Genomic DNA, 17,574 nt, shown 5'->3' on the forward strand with positions numbered 1-17,574 from the left:
CATAAAACAGGTTGTTATGTATGATTGTAACATACGCGTTTGTCATACAGATATGGCCGCAGTTGCAGTGCGCCGAAATGATGGTAAAATGTTTGACTATCAATGCTTTTGTAAGTGATTTGTCATTGACGCAATGTTAAATTTTGATAGAGAAAGTTAAAAAGAATCGAGACACGTTGGATTGTGCCTCGATTTCGAATCATCTGTTTATTCCGCTCTGTAGGGTGCGAGTGAGGAATCTCGTTCAAATTGGCGTGCGACATAACTACAAGATGGAATAATTTTTAGATTTTCGTTTTTCGCTTTTTCAATGACAGCGTCAAACAATCGCTTGGCGACACCGCCACTGCGTAAAGAAGGACTGACATAAGTACTATACACATCGATCACATTTGTATCATAATAAGAAAATAGAATTTGTGCGTCGGGTCTATTTTCAGATTCACCGTAATAGAACTTATTGTGTCCTTCTTTCACATTTTCAGACATGTTATCACACCTTTGTTTATATTTTTAAATTATGATAATGCTTCTGTAATCGGTGGTACAATTTGCTTTTTACGAGAAACAACGCCTGGTAAAAATGCTGTATGATTGTCTAATGTTGTGTTGAATGCTTGTGCGATTTTCTCTTGTTCTGCACCAACGACAAGAATTTTTGAGTCGCTATTAATAATGTCTGTAACGACAAGAATAAATGTGTCGTAACTATTTTCAGCACTTGCTTTATTCATTGCATTTTCAAGCGCTTCTTGACGTGCAAACACTTCTTCGATATCCACACTGTTCACTTGTGCGATACGAACTGTGTAGTCCCCCATACTGAATGATTTTGCATCTGTATTTAATAATTCGTCTTCTGTTTTGTTTGTTGTAGAAGCACCAGCTTTTAACATTTCTAAACCGTATGTTTGTAAATCAACATTTGCGATTTTTGCGAGTGCTTGTGCTGCATCAATATCTTGTTGTGTACATGTTGGGGATTTGAATAATAAACTGTCTGAAATAATTGCAGAAACCATTAAACCTGCAATCTCAGGACGAATTTCATATTTGCGCTCATTATACATTTTGTACAAAATCGTTGCTGTACAGCCCACAGGTTCTGAACGGTAATAAAGCGGACCTGCTGTTTCGAAATTCGCGATTCTGTGATGATCAATGACGTGTCGAATATTCGCTTTTTCAATGTTGTGAGCACTTTGTTGAAACTCATTATGGTCAACTAAAATGACGTCTTGCCCAGTTAAGTCATCTGTTAAGAATTCTGGAACTTCTACGTTGAAATAATCTAACGCATATTGAGTTTCAGGACCTAACTCACCAATACGAAATGCTTTAGCTTCCTTGTTTCCATGTTGTTGTTCGAAATCTGCCATTATGATTGCTGAAGAAATGGCGTCAGTGTCTGGGTTTTGATGACCAAAAATATAAGTTGTCATTATTAAATCTCCTTATTCATATTCTAAATATCAGTTCTATTTTAGCACGGCGAATAGCAATTATTCTACCTGAGCGCCCAATGTCGTTTTAAAATGTGTCAGTGCCCATTGGTGTCCAGCTTCATTAAATGTCGCTACACCTTTTTTAGGGATAATTAATTGATAATTTAAATTGTATGCGCTAATCGCAGTGTGTAAGACACAAATATCTGTACACACGCCGACAATTTCAATAGTGTCGACTTGGCGTTCGCGTAACATACTATCTAATGGGGTACCGTAAAATGAATCGTAACGGCGTTTATCTATAAAATATACATGTGCGCTATCTTTTATCGTATCATATAATGCTTTCACTTCACCATACAATTCACGACCTTTTGTGCCTTTAATATTGTGTGGTGGGAAACATTTTGTCTCAGGATGGTAAGGATCATCTTCAAAATGTAAATCCATCATGAAAAAAATATTTTCTTGTGCTTCGTGGTATGCTTTAATACGTTCCACAATGTACGGCTCAATGGCTTGACCAGCCGCACCACAAGTCAGTTTACCATCGTCTGCAACAAAATCATACGAATAATCAACAACAACTAAAGCTTTATTTGACATTTCATTCTCTCCTAAAAGTGGTATAAAGATTAAACAACAGTATAATAAGTATAACTTAATCGCGAAAGGAAGGCACGTATATGAAAATAAATGTTTTAGATTTTGGTGCGAAAGGCCAGAATCGATTGTTAGACACTTGGGGCATACAACGTGCGCTCAACCAAGCTAAAAAAGGACCGATTACTGTCTACATTCCTAGCGGTACTTATCATATTGCAAAAGCATTAAAGATTTATGAAGGAACGACGCTCATATTAGACCCAGATGCGCAAATGTTAAGGACTGGCAAAGATGCATTGTTGAAAAACGGGTCAAGTTTAAAACGTTATTACGGTTACAATGGCAACAGTCACATTAAAATTCAAGGTGGCATTTGGAATATGAATGGCGTCCTTTACCCTTACAATAATACAGCAATGTGTTTAGGACATGCACGAGAAATTGAAGTTTGTCATTTAACAATTAAAAATGTTGTTGGTGGACACGGGATTGATGCTTGTGGACTCGACGGTTTGCACGTCCATCATTGCAATTTTATTGGATTTTATGATGTGACTGGGGAACGTTGGTTTTCAGAAGCGGTGCAATTAGATTTATTTGTAGAAGGCGCCTTTCCAAAATTTGGTGTCAATGATGGCACGATTACGAAAAATGCGGTCATCGAACATTGTTATTTTGGTAATTCGTTTGAAGGAGATATGCAAAGTTGGAATCGTGCCATAGGTTCACACGCGACACGGTTCAATCGTTTTTATGAAAATATCATTATTCAACATAATGTTTTTGAAGATACTCAAGATTATACGCTAACACCATTAAAAGGTAAAAATATTTTTATTCAGCATAATCTGTTTTTAAACTGTGCAGGGGGAATTCGTTATTTAGGTGTACATCAAGGTAAAAATGCCATGACTTTAGAAGGAGATCACGAAGGTAAACAAGGGGGCGACGGTTTGTATGTGATGCACAATGACTTTGTGAATAACAGGTCTAAAGATGTGCTGCATATTCGAAGTCATCAAGATGCACCGCATACCGATGTCAACATTTTCAATAATGTATTTGTGGATGACCATCTGGAAGCAAAACTGACAGCGGTTCGTGATATTGCACTGTTAAATAATGCGCATCCGCCGCAATGGAAACAAAAGCACGTCACCCATCTCATCGCAAATGAGCAGTGAAAAGGATGTGATTGAGTATGAGAATTGCGTGGTTGATTACACGAACACACCACTTATAATCTTATTGGCACGCTTTCTTACGATTTGAACATTTCACTTGCATACGAATGCCGTCTTGGACTCGCGTTCCCAGCGCACCCATTCATTGTGGATTTTGGGAGCAGTACAGAAATCTCATGTGTAACAAAGATTTCGTCGTACTGCCCCCGTAAGGCTGACTAGACTTCTCAAAAGTGCAAACATTGAGAAGTCAGACAGCTAGTGCGATAAACAGCAACCACTATTAAAGTAAAGAAGCGACTGTCAGCAGTATGCACGTATTCCCTCGGGAGTCTCGTGCGTCCGGAAATCATGCATGAACAATTGCGAGGAAAGAGGGCATTCCCCTTCAATCGACTCAGTTAATGTCATCAAAAAAGTTTTGTCTTATTTCAATCTATTTTATTCTGCTAATTTGCTAAACATTGTCTACATGCAAACATCAAAAAGTTTAGCTGCTTTTCAACTTAATTGTACTGCTTTTGGGACACTGTTGATAGATTTTCCTAGTGCATCCATTCATTGTTATCAAGTCAGCTACGACGTTACACATTGGCTCATATTTCACTGCGACTGAGTATTTACATTATTGCTAGTGCGGTTGTGCATTTCTAAACGATTACTGAATGAATCAAATGAAGCAAGGTAAAATTTTTGAGTAATGACATGGACAAATATGTTTGCCAACAGTTATGGCCTTATCTTTTGACAAATGTTGAAGCGAGATTGGCCAAATGAACGAGACTCTTGAGGGAACAGCTGAACCAGAAAATCCAATTTGGCTTCCATCAAGTGTAACTCGATCAAGCCAAATTTAGTTGAGGGATCAGCCCCTAAGAACGCGAGTTCATAAGACCAATCATGCGCTTACAATGCTGTTCAAAAAGAGAAAAGTCTACCAAGTGAAGCATGTTCAAAAGCGAGTCATGTCCACATCCCACATCAAAAATTTAATCCACACACGTACAATTAATGAAAACGACCTAGATTTTTAATTTTGAAATCAAGGGTCTCTAATATCGTCAAAATCTTATTCAACACCACCGTATCTGGACATTCGGCTTGAACGAAAAAGCGATACATGCCTAATTGCGTTTTAAGTGGTCGAGACTCAATCCATTTTAAATTGACTTGAAACATCGCAAATGTGTTCAAAATACTCGCAAGGAGACCTGGTTTATCTTCTGTCGGTGTAATGACTAATAAACATTCGGAGCCGCTTTGATTTGTCACTTCAGAAGCATGTTTTAATACGAGAAAACGTGTCATATTATGAGGATAATCCTCGATGTGTGTCGCGAGCGCTTCATACCCATACATTTCTCCACTTCCGAGAGGGGCAATCGCACCAGTTGTGGCATCAATTTTTTCGAGTGACGCGACAGTGCTCGTCGTATAATCATAGTCAAACTGTTGTTCATGAATAAACTTTTGTGTCTGACTAATCGCTGGGCTGATAGAATAGACACGCTGAATATCTGTGATTGATTGATTTGGTAAACCGTACAGTGCAAAGGCGATATCTAAAAATATTTCTTCAATGATGACAAAATTTTGTTCGATAAGTGAGTCAGCAATCACATTAATCGTACCTTCAATAGAATTTTCAATCGGTACAATCGCACTTGCTGACGGTTTTTTTTGTAAGGATGACATCACTTCGTACAAATTAGAACGTTCGACCAATTGTTCTTTTTGATTTGTCTGAGATTGTAATTTCAAAGCTGCTAAATATGAAAAAGTACCTTTAGGACCAAGGTAGAAAAGTGTCATAACCTCATTCCTTTCACATGAATTGCCTTTATTTTACATGATGTTAGTGAAAAGGACAGCCCGTTGACGTATTTTTCTTGTAAAAAAAGTTCGGCTCACGTGTTTCGTTGGAAAAGCCGTGATGATAATTCGTGGTCAAAGTCGGTGACAACGGTGGTGCGAGCCAAGACCATTTGCCTGTAACAGTTCTGCCTTTACGTGCTTCGGCGGCTTCGAATTTTTCAAACTGTTTAGAGGCCGTTAAATGATCGACCATGGACACGCCAGCTTTTTTAAATGATTGTAAGACAGCATCATTGATTTCCACGAGCACACGGTCTTTGTTAAACGTTGCATTGCGTAAATCTGTATAGCCCATCGCCGTCGCAAATGTTTCGAGTAAATTATAGCGATATGTATCTGTAAAGTTACGCACAGCAATTTCTGTCACCATATACCAACCATTGAAAGGTGCTGTCGGATAAGTGATACCGCCTATTTTTAAATCCATATTTGAAATAATGGGTACAGCATACCATTTCAAATTTAATGCTGACACTTTCGGAAATTGATCATGTGTAATCGGCACTTCCATAATCCAATTTGAGGGATAGTCAAAATATTTTACAGGTTGATTAGGGAGTTGATAAATGAGTGGCAACACATCAAAGTCGGTATGTGCGCCCGTCCACCCTATATGTTGAGCCAGCTTCGTGATCGATTTTTCACTTGGATCCCCTTTATCGTCGTATCCTGCATAACGAATCAATTGATTATTCCAAATTTGAGGACCCTCTTCATCCGACTGTGCATAAATCGTTATACAAGGCTTGATGCGACCGTCATTAGTCGCAGTTTTAATGTGTGATTCAATGGATTCGAGAAAGGGTGATTCTTCTTTAATATCCCGCGCATCAATCACCTTCAAGCTTTCCCAAAATAAACGACCGATACAGCGATTAGAATGACGCCATGCTACTCGTGCACCATATGTCAATTCGTCTATCGTATGTCGGTATGTTCCCGTCGTCTGAATGGCTTGTTCTATTTCTGCTAAGCGTGCATCACGTTCAGTTGTAGGTAAATTTAATTCATCATACATTTGTTTAATAAATGCTTGTGCTTCTTTTAGCATATTCCCCACCTCATCGTTATTATAATGAAATTCATGTCGCCTTTGAAACGAATATGATAATTGTCATAATATTGTTTGACTTTAGCCACAAGATGCTAGCGTTAAGTAAAATTTCAATATAATGACGTTAAAACAATTGGGAATTTGCACAATAAAGATTGCTAAAATGATTGAGACACTTGAGAAAACAGCTGAAGACGAATGCGGATATCCCTTTCTGTAACAGTTGAATCAAAGCATTGGTTAGTTGAAGTGAGCGCTTAGAAACGCGAGGATGTGTGCTGCAATCTGTAAGAAAAGTACATAGAATAAATTTAATTTTAGCGTCCTCAAAACCGAAATGTTCAAACCCAAGAAACCTTTCTTATTGTGTGATATGATAGCAATAATAAGAAAAGATAAAAGGAGTCAATCATGTATCAATATAAAGATGACAGTTTCATGTTACATAATGATTTGTATCAAATTAATATGGCCGAATCGTATTGGTTTGATGGTATCCATGAGCGTAAAGCAGTATTCGACCTCTACTTCAGAAATATGCCTTTCGGAAGCGGTTATGCCGTATTCAATGGTTTACAACGCGTCATTCAATTGATCCAAAATCTTCATTTCTCAGACACAGATATTGAATACCTTAAATCCATTGGTTATCAAGATGACTTTTTAAATTATTTGGCTGATTTAAAATTCACTGGCAATATTCGATCAATGAAAGAAGGAGAACTTTGTTTCAATAATGAGCCGCTTATGCGTATTGAAGCGCCACTCATTCAAGCACAGCTCATTGAAACAGCATTGCTCAATATTATTAATTTCCAAACACTCATCTCAACGAAAGCGAGTATTATTAAACAAGTGGCTGTCGATGATGTATTAATGGAATTTGGTACAAGACGTGCACATGAATTTGACGCTGCGTTGTGGGGGGCACGTGCTGCAATCATTGGTGGCTTTGATTCGACAAGTAACGTACGAGCGGGGAAACTTTTCAATATTCCAGTTTCTGGTACACACGCGCACGCATTTGTACAAACGTATGGTGATGAATATACCGCATTTAAAAAATATGCAGAACGTCATCGCAATTGTGTATTTCTTGTCGATACGTTTCATACTTTAAAATCAGGTGTGCCTAATGCGATTCGTGTCGCAAAAGAACTTGGCGATCGTATTAATTTTATCGGTATTCGCTTAGATTCAGGTGACATCGCTTATTTATCGAAAAAAGCGCGTCAAATGTTAGACGAAGCAGGTTTCAAAGATGCTAAAATTATCGCGTCAAATGATTTAGATGAACAGACGATCAGTAGTTTGAAAGCACAAGGTGCGGCAGTGGATTCATGGGGTGTCGGCACAAAATTGATTACCGCTTATCAACAACCTGCTTTAGGTGCCGTGTATAAATTGGTTGCTGTAGAGAATAACGAAGGCAAACTTGTCGATCGGATTAAGCTGTCTAATAATGCTGAAAAGGTAACGACACCAGGTAAGAAAAAAGTATACCGCATTATTAATACGAAAACGAACAAATCAGAAGGGGACTATATTACGTTAGATCATGAAGACCCGAATGAAGAAAACGTTTTAAAAATGTTTCATCCGATTCACACATACAAAATGAAGCGGATTAAAAACTTTAAGGCCGTTGATTTACACCATGACATTTTTAAAGACGGTCAGCTCGTGTATGATTGTCCGACAGAAATGGAAGCGAAAGCCTATTTGAAAAACAACTTGGAATATTTATGGGAAGAAAACAAGCGTTACTTGAATCCTGAAGAGTACCCTGTCGATTTAAGTACGTTATGTTGGGAAAATAAACAAAAGCGCATTTTTGAAGTTGCTGAAAATGTGAAGGAGATGGAAGAAAAGTATGAACATGAGTGAAATGCAGGCGATGATTGTAGAAGAAATGAAAGTGAAACCGAGTATTGATAGTGCTGAAACGATTAAAGAGATTCAACATTTTATCGAACAATACCTCCATGCACATACGTTCGTTAAGACGTTAGTGCTCGGGATTTCTGGAGGTCAAGATTCCACTTTAGCAGGAAAACTTGTGCAGCTCGCTGTTGAAAACATGAGAAACGCTTCGGGTAGAGATGTTCAATTTATTGCGGTGAAGTTGCCGTATGGTGTACAAAAAGACGCCGATGAAGTCGAGGATGCGTTGAAGTTCATTCAGCCTGACCGTATCGTGACTGTAAATATCAAACCAGCTGTCGATCAAAGTGTGCAGTCGTTACAAGAAGCGGGCATTACTTTAAGTGATTTTCATAAAGGGAATGAAAAGGCTCGAGAACGCATGAAAGTGCAATATGCGATAGCGGCAAATACGAGCGGGATCGTTGTCGGTACAGATCATTCTGCAGAAAATATTACGGGCTTTTTCACCAAACATGGAGACGGTGCGGCAGACATTGCGCCACTATTCGGTTTAAACAAACGTCAAGGTCGTCAACTGTTACAATATTTAGACGCACCCGCACATTTATATGAAAAAGTGCCAACTGCGGATTTAGAGGATGACAAACCCCAACTTCCGGACGAAGAAGCTTTAGGCGTGACTTATGAAGCAATTGATAATTATCTTGAAGGTAAAGGCGTATCACCTGAAGATGCAACAATAATCGAGCGTCACTACGTTAGAAATGCACATAAACGTGAATTGGCATACACACGTTTTTCATGGCCTAAATCAGATAAGTAATGACAAATATAACAGAACTTGATACAATGAGCTAGATTTTTAAAAGGAAAAGAGGGTGCGTATGAGTTTAATCAATGACAATCCTTGGCTAATGCTCATTGCCATTTTCGTCATTAACGTTGCCTATGTCACAGCACTGACGATGCGTGTGATTTTAACGTTAAAAGGTTACCGTTATGTTGCGGCACTTGTTAGTTTTGTAGAAGTGTTTGTCTATATTATCGGTTTAGGTTTGGTAATGTCGAGCTTAGATCAATTTCAAAATATTATTGCCTATGCTCTTGGTTTCTCTGTAGGGATTATTGTAGGAATGAAAATAGAAGAAAAACTCGCACTCGGTTATTCGGTCGTCAATGTTACGACAGCGGACTATGAGTTAGATTTGCCTCGTCAGCTGCGTGCATTAGGATATGGTGTGACGCACTTTGGTGCACATGGCCGTGACGGTGACCGTTTAGTGATGCAAATTTTAACACCACGTCGTTATGAATTGAAATTAATGGATACGATTAAACAATTGGATCCTAAAGCATTTATTATTGCGTACGAACCTCGAAATATTCACGGTGGTTTCTGGGTTAAAGGCGTAAGAAGTAAAAAAGTAAAGGCGTATGATACAGATGAAATTTAAAGTTGAACCTGATGAAACGATTCAAGATTGTTTAGCTAGAATGAAAGCTGCAGGATTTATGCCAGTGAAACGATTTGAAAAGCCCGTGTTTATCGAAAATGAGCACGGTGAAATTGAAGTGTTAAGACAAGAAATTGAATTTACAGGTAAAAAAATACCGGATACATTTGAATCATAAGAAAAAGGCAGCGCATAACGGTTGAACATGTGCTGTCTTTTTTATGGCTATCGCGTGCATTGCAAGAGGTTAAAGCCATCCCATTATAATGTGATGTTCGAAAAAGAGATATCGAATGTTTTGGCAATTTAACTTTTAAATGTTCGTCTTTATTATGAGTCGTTAAGCATGAGACAAGAACTTGAATTCCCAAAATCGAGTATGTAAAAATGCAAATGAAAGTGCGCTAAACTTTGAAATAACAATATTTTGATGGATGGAATGCATTGGAATTTGGCGTGCGTTTGAATAAAATTAACAAATTGATACGAATATGCATTTGAGGCTTGATTACGAACGATAAATTTGTTTGAATAATACATGTACATGATTGATTGTTTTGATACAATGAAACTAACATTACAAGATTGGAGTTTAATAAACATGATCGAACGTTATTCAAGAGAAGAAATGGCTCAAATTTGGACGGATCAAAATCGTTATGAAGCTTGGTTAGAAGTGGAAATCCTTGCGAGTGAAGCATGGAGTGAGTTAGGTTACATTCCGAAAGAAGATGTGAAAAAGATTCGCCAACATGCACGTGTAGATGTCGACCGTGCAAAAGAAATCGAACTAGAAACACGCCATGACGTTGTCGCTTTCACACGTCAAGTCTCAGAAACTTTAGGTGAAGAGCGTAAATGGGTACATTATGGTTTGACTTCAACAGATGTTGTAGATACAGCGTTAAGTTATCAAATTAAACAAGCGAATGACATTTTAGAGCAAGACATTCAACGTTTCATTGATGTGTTAGCAGCAAAAGCGAAAAAGTATAAAACCACATTAATGATGGGTCGTACACATGGTGTGCATGCTGAGCCAACGACTTTTGGTTTAAAAATGGCGTTATGGTATGCAGAAATGCAACGTAACATGGAGCGTTTCAAAAATGTAAGAACTGAAATCGAAGTCGGTAAAATGAGTGGTGCAGTGGGAACGTTCGCCAACATTCCGCCTGAAATTGAAGCCTATGTTTGTAAACATTTAGGTATTGGGACTGCGCCGATTTCTACACAAACATTACAACGTGATCGTCATGCATACTACATTGCGACGTTAAGCTTAATTGCAACTTCTCTTGAAAAATTTGCTGTTGAAGTACGTAACCTTCAAAAAACAGAAACACGTGAAGTAGAAGAAGCATTTGCTAAAGGACAAAAAGGCTCTTCAGCAATGCCACACAAACGTAATCCAATCGGTTCTGAAAACATAACAGGTATTGCGCGTGTGATTCGCGGTTACTTAACGACTGCATATGAAAATGTCGCATTATGGCATGAACGTGATATTTCACACTCTTCAGCTGAACGTATTATGTTGCCGGATGTAACGATTGCATTAGATTATGCATTAAACCGTTTCACAAACATTATTGACCGTTTAACAGTTTATGAAGAAAATATGACTGAAAATATGAATAAAACGTTTGGTCTGATTTATTCACAACGTGTGCTACTTGCGCTTATTGATAAAGGCATGGTCCGTGAAGCAGCTTATGATACAGTACAACCAAAAGCAATGGAATCATGGCAAACGAAAACGCCATTTAGAGAACTTGTAGAAGCGGATACGACAATTACTGATAAGCTTTCAAAAGAAGAACTCGATGCGTGTTTTGACCCTAGACATCACTTGAACCAAGTTGATACAATATTTAAAAGAGTCGGTTTAGAATAATTTCACTACACTTTAATCTATTAATCCGTTAAAATAGTGATAGACTATGAATATAGGGGTTGTTCTCATGCAAATAGAAAAATTACGCGGAAAAGCTTTGGACGAGTTATTTGATGCAATATTAACTTTGGAGACACGTGAGGAATGTTATCAGTTTTTTGATGATTTATGTACAGTGAACGAATTGCAATCTTTATCACAACGTCTCCAAGTTGCAAAAATGATCAAGCAAGGTTATACGTATGCAACGATTGAAAAAGAATCAGGTGCTTCAACGGCGACCATTTCTCGTGTGAAACGTTCTTTGCAATGGGGAAATGATGCCTACACAATGATTCTAGACCGTATGAATATTGAAACTAAATTGTAACTGAATGAGATAAGTAAAACAAAAAGACTTCTTTCGACATTGGCTTTTAATCAAGTGAATAGCGAAAGAAGTCTTTTATTTTCGAGACCGTTAATATGCCGCGCTTTATAGTTAAAAAATGTATTTCTTTTTGATGAAAACGTAGCAGATGCACTTTGGTTGATGATAGCAAACATTTTTGCGAAGTGGCTAATTAGTGTTAAAACCATGACCAAAGTCCGTACCTTTACTTTCAAATGAGCCATATACCCACATGTTCATATTAAACGCAGTAGCTATATAGATCACGTTAATTGAGTGAGATGCATGACATTGCTCTCCTCCTTTGCTTCTGTTCATGCGAGATTGCCGGATGGACGAGACTCCCGAGGGAATGCGTGCATACTGCTGACAGTCGCTTCTTTACTTTAATAGTGGTTGCTGTTTATCGCAGTAGCTGTCTGACTTCTCAATGTTTGCACTTTTGAGAAGTCTAGTCACCTTGCGGGGGCAGTAAGACGGAATCTTTGTAACACATGAGATTTCTGTACTGCTCCCAAAACCGACAATGAATGGGTGCGCTGGGAATTAATAAACGGTGTTCCAAAAGCAGGATTTTCGACAGAACTCCCGCGATTTCGGCAAAATTTGGAAATCAATTTTGCTCATCGCTCGGTTCTGCTCAAATCCTAAGCGCTTTTGTCACAACCTCCCTCAGCCCCTGGGAACGCGAGTCCAAGACGGCAATCGTATGCATGTGGCATGTTCAAAAAGAATTGACGGCAATCGTATGCATGTGACATGTTCAAAAAGGAATGCATGCATATGACAGCTTCTAAAAAATGTGCACGATATACGTATGAACTTTAGATATCAATAAGTAAAAGTGCTATAATAAAAGTTATGAAAATTAAAGGAGTCACCAACGATGTATGATATCAAGGAATGGCGTCACATCTTTAAACTTGATCCTGCTAAAGAGATTTCAGACGCCGATTTAGAACAGATTTGTATGTCAAATACGGACGCCATTATGATTGGTGGCACAGATGATGTCACTGAAGATAATGTCATTCAGTTAATGAGTCGCGTCCGCCGTTATCCACTACCGTTAGCCTTAGAAATTTCAAATCTTGAGAGTACGATGCCAGGATTTGATTTTTATTTTGTGCCAACAGTGTTGAATAGTACTGATGTGACATACCATAATGGATTATTACATAGTGCGCTTAAAGCCTATGGACACATGATTGATTTTGATGAAATGGTGTTTGAAGGTTATGTCGTGTTGAATCCGGAAAGCAAGGTCGCAACAAAGACATGTGCACAAACCACATTAGATGAATCAGATGTTGTGGCATATGCGCAAATGGCTGAATCGTTTTATCGTTTGCCCGTTCTTTATTTAGAATACAGTGGGCAATATGGCAATCCTGAAATTGTCCGTGCAGCAAAACAATCGCTTCACCATACGCAATTGTTTTATGGTGGGGGAATTGATGGCTTAGATAAAGCGATGGCAATGGCACAAATAGCAGATACGATTATTGTAGGTAACGTCATTTATGAAGATTTAAAAGCAGCACTAAAAACGACGAAAATAAAGGAGAGAACATAATGAATCCACTCGTTGCAAATATGAATAAAGAACAGAGTGAAGCGGTGCGTACGACTGAGGGACCGCTTTTAATTATGGCAGGTGCAGGTTCTGGTAAAACGAGAGTACTCACGCATCGAATTGCCTATTTATTAGATGAAAAAGATGTATCTCCATACAATATATTAGCGATTACTTTTACAAATAAAGCGGCAAAGGAAATGAAAGAACGTGTGCAAGCACTAGTAGGTGAAGAGGCAGAAGTGATTTGGATGTCAACATTCCACTCTATGTGTGTGCGCATTTTACGACGTGACGCCGATCGAATTGGTATTGAACGCAACTTTACTATTATCGATCCAACCGACCAAAAGTCAGTCATTAAAGATGTTTTAAAACGAGAAAATATCGACCCGAAAAAGTATGAACCGAAAATTTTTATTGGAGAAATTAGTAAACTTAAAAACGATTTATTGACACCTGCCAAAGCTGAGGCAGAAGCAGATGATTTTTATTCACGCATGGTCGCTACGGTATACAAGGGCTATCAACAACAACTCGTTCGTAACCAAGCATTAGATTTCGATGATTTGATTATGACGACGATTCGATTGTTTGAACGTGTGCCGGACGTGTTAGATTTTTATCAAAACAAATTCCAATATATCCATGTAGATGAATATCAAGATACGAACACAGCGCAATATACATTGGTGAATATGTTAGCGCAAAAGTTTAAAAACCTATGTGTTGTAGGGGATTCAGACCAGTCTATTTACGGTTGGCGTGGCGCAAACATTCACAACATTTTATCGTTTGAAAAAGATTATCCGAATGCGCGTACCATCTTTTTAGAGCAAAACTATCGTTCGACAAAGACGATTTTACAAGCGGCTAACGAGGTCATTCGTCATAATACTGAACGTAAACCTAAAGGACTATGGACAGCAAACCAACAAGGTGAAAAAATTCATTATTATGAAGCGATGAGTGAGCGTGATGAAACTGAGTATGTCGTGAGAGAAATTTTTAAACAGCAAAAAAAGGGTAAACGTTATAAAGATATGGCGGTACTGTATCGAACAAACGCCCAATCACGTGTGCTCGAGGAAACATTTTTGAAATCCACTATTCCTTATGTCATGGTCGGCGGGCAAAAGTTCTATGATCGTAAAGAGATTAAAGACTTACTCAGCTATTTGCGTTTAATTGCGAATAGTGCTGATGATATCAGTCTACAGCGTATTATTAACGTGCCAAAGCGTGGTATAGGACCGTCTTCAGTTGAAAAAATAGCAACCTATGCTGCAGATCATGAATTGACGATGTTTGATGCATTGGCAGAAGTCGACTTTATCGGGTTATCAAAAAAGGTAACACAAGCGGCGGCAGAATTTTATCAATTGATGTCAAACTTAATGCAAGAACAAGAATTTCTAGAGGTTTCAGAAATTGTTGATGAAGTACTCAAAAAATCAGGGTATCGTGAAATGTTAAAACGTGAACAATCAATAGAATCACGCAGCCGTTTAGAAAATATTGATGAATTTATGTCCGTACCTGTCGATTATGAAAAGAATACCCCTTTAGAGGAGCAGTCGCTAATTAATTTCTTAACGGATTTATCATTAGTAGCGGATGTCGATGAAGCGAACTTAGAAGATGGTGTGACGTTAATGACGATGCACTCAGCAAAAGGGCTAGAGTTTCCAATTGTGTTTATTATCGGTATGGAAGAATCCATTTTCCCACACATTCGCGCAATTCAAAGTGAGAATGACCACGAAATGGAAGAAGAACGACGTATTAGTTATGTGGCCATTACGCGTGCTGAAGAAGAGCTTTACTTATCACATGCGACATCACGTACGCTGTTTGGTCGTCCGCAAAGCAATGCGCGTTCTCGTTTCTTAAATGAAATTCCAGAAGAACTACTTGATTTACCAGAACGTCAACACGCCACGACGATTGGTTCGAAAAAACGACAATCGGCGAAACGTGGCTTTAGTCAACGTGTCGTGAAGAATTCAACTTCATCATCAACAGCGTCAAATTGGAAAGTCGGCGATAAGGTAATGCATAAATCATGGGGTGAAGGCATGGTTTCGAACGTTAATGATAAAAATGGCTCAATCGAATTAGATATTATTTTCAAATCTGAAGGACCTAAACGTTTACTTGCTCAATTTGCGCCTATTGAAAAGAAGGAGGATTAAAGGATGTCATCTATAGCTCAACGTGTTGAAACATTACACAAATTATTGCACCAATACAACTATGAATACCACGTTCAAGACAATCCCAGTGTGCCAGATAGTGAATACGACAAATTATTACACGAATTGATTGATATTGAGACAAAACATCCTGAACTGAAAACTTCGGATTCGCCTACTGTACGTGTAGGGGGAGAGGCGCAGTCATCGTTTGAAAAGGTCAATCATGATACCCCGATGTTAAGCTTATCTAACGCATTTAATGAAGCGGATTTAAGAAAGTTCGATCAACGTGTACGCGATGCAGTCGGTGAAGTTGAATATATGTGTGAATTGAAAATTGATGGTTTAGCCGTATCATTAAAATATGTCGACGGCAAGCTCGTTCAAGGCTTAACACGCGGTGACGGCACAACAGGTGAAGACATTACTGAAAATTTAAAGACGATTTATGCGATTCCGCTTACTTTAGACAAAAAGATTTCGTTTGAAGTACGTGGTGAAGCTTACATGCCGCGTCAATCATTTTTAAAGTTGAATGAGGCGAAAGTAGCACGTGATGAACAACCGTTTGCTAATCCGAGAAATGCTGCTGCAGGGTCGTTACGTCAACTCGATTCAAAACTTGCAGCAGCTCGAAAATTGGACATCTTTTTGTACAGTATTAATGACTTCACAGAACTTGATGCGTCATCTCAAAGTGAAGCATTAGATGAACTGGATGAACTCGGTTTTAAAACGAACCACGAGCGTGAAAAAGTGAAAACGATTGATGAAGTGCTTGAATATATTGAAAAATGGACTAAACAGCGTGAACAATTGCCTTATGATATTGATGGCATTGTTATTAAAGTGAATCATCTCGAGCACCAAGAGGAGATGGGATTTACGCAAAAATCACCAAGATGGGCGATTGCATACAAGTTTCCAGCTGAAGAAGTCATCACAGAACTGCTAGATATTGAGTTAAGTATTGGCCGTACAGGCGTGGTGACACCGACTGCGATACTCGAACCCGTACGTGTGGCAGGCACAACCGTTTCTCGAGCGTCGTTACACAATGAAGACTTAATTCATGACAAAGATATTCGTATTGGTGATAGTGTCGTCATTAAAAAAGCAGGAGACATTATTCCGGAAGTCGTGCGTGTCATTTTAGATCGTCGACCAGAAGATGCCGAGACGTATCACATGCCGACACATTGTCCAAGCTGTGATCATGAACTTGTACGGATTGAAGGCGAAGTGGCATTACGCTGTATTAACCCGAAATGTCAGGCACAGCTCGTTGAAGGTTTAATTCATTTCGTATCTCGACAAGCGATGAATATTGACGGCTTAGGTACGAAAATAATTGAACAATTGTATACGCACGCGTTGATTAAAGATGTAGCTGACATTTTCTACCTAACGAAAGAAGACTTATTGCCGTTAGAACGTATGGGTGAAAAGAAAGCACAAAAATTAATTGATGCCATTGAAACTTCCAAAGCACGCTCCCTTGAAAACTTGTTGTTTGGACTGGGCATTCGTCATTTAGGTGTGAAAGCAAGTCAAGTGTTAGCAGAAAAATACGAAACGATGGACCGCTTGCTCACTGTCACTGAAGATGAATTAGTTGAAATTTATGACGTCGGTGAAAAGTTAGCGCAATCGTTAGTGACATATTTAGAAAATGAAGACATTCGTGCACTGATTGAAAAGTTAAAATCAAAAGGTGTTAATATGACGTTTAAAGGACAAAAATTATCGCAAATTAAAGGTCATCCAGAGTTTGCGGGTAAAACGATTGTCTTAACGGGTAAACTTCAACAGATGACACGTAATGAGGCATCGAATTGGCTGAAATTACAAGGTGCAAAAGTGACAAGTAGCGTAACGAAGTCCACAGATCTTGTCATTGCAGGTGAAGATGCAGGTTCAAAATTAACAAAAGCGGAATCACTTGGTACAATGATTTGGACAGAACAAGATTTTATTGATAAGCAAAATGAAATTAATGAGTAA

15 protein-coding genes are annotated in these 17,574 nt (G+C 38.5%); 10 read left to right on the forward strand and 5 right to left on the reverse strand.

Annotated elements, in window-relative coordinates; translation table 11 throughout:
* Positions 1–207: 207 nt before the first annotated feature.
* The 3 genes from EL101_RS04300 to EL101_RS04310 are packed head-to-tail and all read right to left on the reverse strand — an operon-like array spanning position 208 to position 2,054.
* On the reverse strand, positions 208–489 hold the full coding sequence (locus EL101_RS04300) for a GNAT family N-acetyltransferase (protein ID WP_096597631.1): 282 nt from the start codon (positions 487–489) through the stop codon (positions 208–210).
* Positions 490–518: 29 nt separating this feature from the next.
* Positions 519–1,445: a manganese-dependent inorganic pyrophosphatase gene (locus tag EL101_RS04305; RefSeq protein ID WP_173673939.1), complete on the reverse strand. Its 927-nt coding sequence runs from the start codon at positions 1,443–1,445 to the stop codon at positions 519–521.
* A gap of 57 nt (positions 1,446–1,502) precedes the next feature.
* Positions 1,503–2,054, reverse strand: a complete 552-nt coding sequence (locus tag EL101_RS04310) for a cysteine hydrolase family protein (protein ID WP_014613442.1) — start codon at positions 2,052–2,054, stop codon at positions 1,503–1,505.
* An 80-nt stretch (positions 2,055–2,134) separates the two neighbouring features.
* On the opposite strand from EL101_RS04310, the gene EL101_RS04315 reads away from it, so the two are divergent.
* Positions 2,135–3,238 carry a glycosyl hydrolase family 28-related protein gene (locus tag EL101_RS04315; protein WP_096597633.1) on the forward strand — a complete coding sequence of 368 codons (1,104 nt, stop codon included), beginning with the start codon at positions 2,135–2,137 and terminating at the stop codon, positions 3,236–3,238.
* A 1,008-nt stretch (positions 3,239–4,246) separates the two neighbouring features.
* Here the strand turns inward: EL101_RS04315 and EL101_RS04320 are convergent.
* Together EL101_RS04320 and EL101_RS04325 are read right to left on the reverse strand one after the other, a co-directional pair.
* Entirely contained in the window at positions 4,247–5,050 is an 804-nt protein-coding gene (locus tag EL101_RS04320) for a prephenate dehydratase (RefSeq protein ID WP_096597635.1), read from the reverse strand.
* A gap of 43 nt (positions 5,051–5,093) precedes the next feature.
* Complete coding sequence (locus EL101_RS04325) at positions 5,094–6,164, reverse strand: nitric oxide synthase oxygenase (RefSeq protein ID WP_096597637.1); 1,071 nt, start codon at positions 6,162–6,164, stop codon at positions 5,094–5,096.
* Positions 6,165–6,578: 414 nt separating this feature from the next.
* Here EL101_RS04325 and EL101_RS04330 point away from each other — a divergent pair, with 414 nt between their 5' ends.
* The 9 genes from EL101_RS04330 (at position 6,579) to ligA (ending at position 17,574) form a co-directional block, all read left to right on the forward strand.
* Positions 6,579–8,054: a nicotinate phosphoribosyltransferase gene (locus EL101_RS04330; RefSeq protein WP_096542407.1), complete on the forward strand. Its 1,476-nt coding sequence runs from the start codon at positions 6,579–6,581 to the stop codon at positions 8,052–8,054.
* On the forward strand, positions 8,047–8,877 hold the full coding sequence (gene nadE / locus EL101_RS04335) for an NAD(+) synthase (RefSeq protein ID WP_096597710.1): 831 nt from the start codon (positions 8,047–8,049) through the stop codon (positions 8,875–8,877). The genes EL101_RS04330 and nadE overlap by 8 nt, the downstream gene beginning before the upstream one ends.
* A 61-nt stretch (positions 8,878–8,938) precedes the next feature.
* Positions 8,939–9,508: a DUF2179 domain-containing protein gene (locus EL101_RS04340; RefSeq protein ID WP_014613448.1), complete on the forward strand. Its 570-nt coding sequence runs from the start codon at positions 8,939–8,941 to the stop codon at positions 9,506–9,508.
* Positions 9,498–9,686 carry an NETI motif-containing protein gene (locus EL101_RS04345; protein WP_096597639.1) on the forward strand — a complete coding sequence of 63 codons (189 nt, stop codon included), beginning with the start codon at positions 9,498–9,500 and terminating at the stop codon, positions 9,684–9,686. The genes EL101_RS04340 and EL101_RS04345 overlap by 11 nt, the downstream gene beginning before the upstream one ends.
* 423 nt (positions 9,687–10,109) lie before the next feature.
* Entirely contained in the window at positions 10,110–11,405 is a 1,296-nt protein-coding gene (purB, locus tag EL101_RS04350; protein ID WP_096542413.1) for an adenylosuccinate lyase, read from the forward strand.
* A 67-nt stretch (positions 11,406–11,472) separates the two neighbouring features.
* Positions 11,473–11,775, forward strand: a complete 303-nt coding sequence (locus tag EL101_RS04355) for a YerC/YecD family TrpR-related protein (protein WP_096542415.1) — start codon at positions 11,473–11,475, stop codon at positions 11,773–11,775.
* 907 nt (positions 11,776–12,682) lie between these two features.
* Positions 12,683–13,372, forward strand: coding sequence for a heptaprenylglyceryl phosphate synthase (gene pcrB / locus EL101_RS04360; protein ID WP_096597641.1), 690 nt, complete (start codon positions 12,683–12,685; stop codon positions 13,370–13,372).
* Positions 13,372–15,567, forward strand: a complete 2,196-nt coding sequence (gene pcrA, locus EL101_RS04365) for a DNA helicase PcrA (RefSeq protein ID WP_096597643.1) — start codon at positions 13,372–13,374, stop codon at positions 15,565–15,567. The genes pcrB and pcrA overlap by 1 nt, the downstream gene beginning before the upstream one ends.
* 3 nt (positions 15,568–15,570) lie before the next feature.
* Positions 15,571–17,574 (forward strand): NAD-dependent DNA ligase LigA, encoded by a 2,004-nt coding sequence (ligA, locus tag EL101_RS04370; RefSeq protein ID WP_096597645.1) that lies wholly within the window; start codon positions 15,571–15,573, stop codon positions 17,572–17,574.

The sequence above is a fragment of the Staphylococcus delphini genome (assembly GCF_900636325.1).
GTDB classification, from domain to species: Bacteria; Bacillota; Bacilli; order Staphylococcales; family Staphylococcaceae; genus Staphylococcus; species Staphylococcus delphini.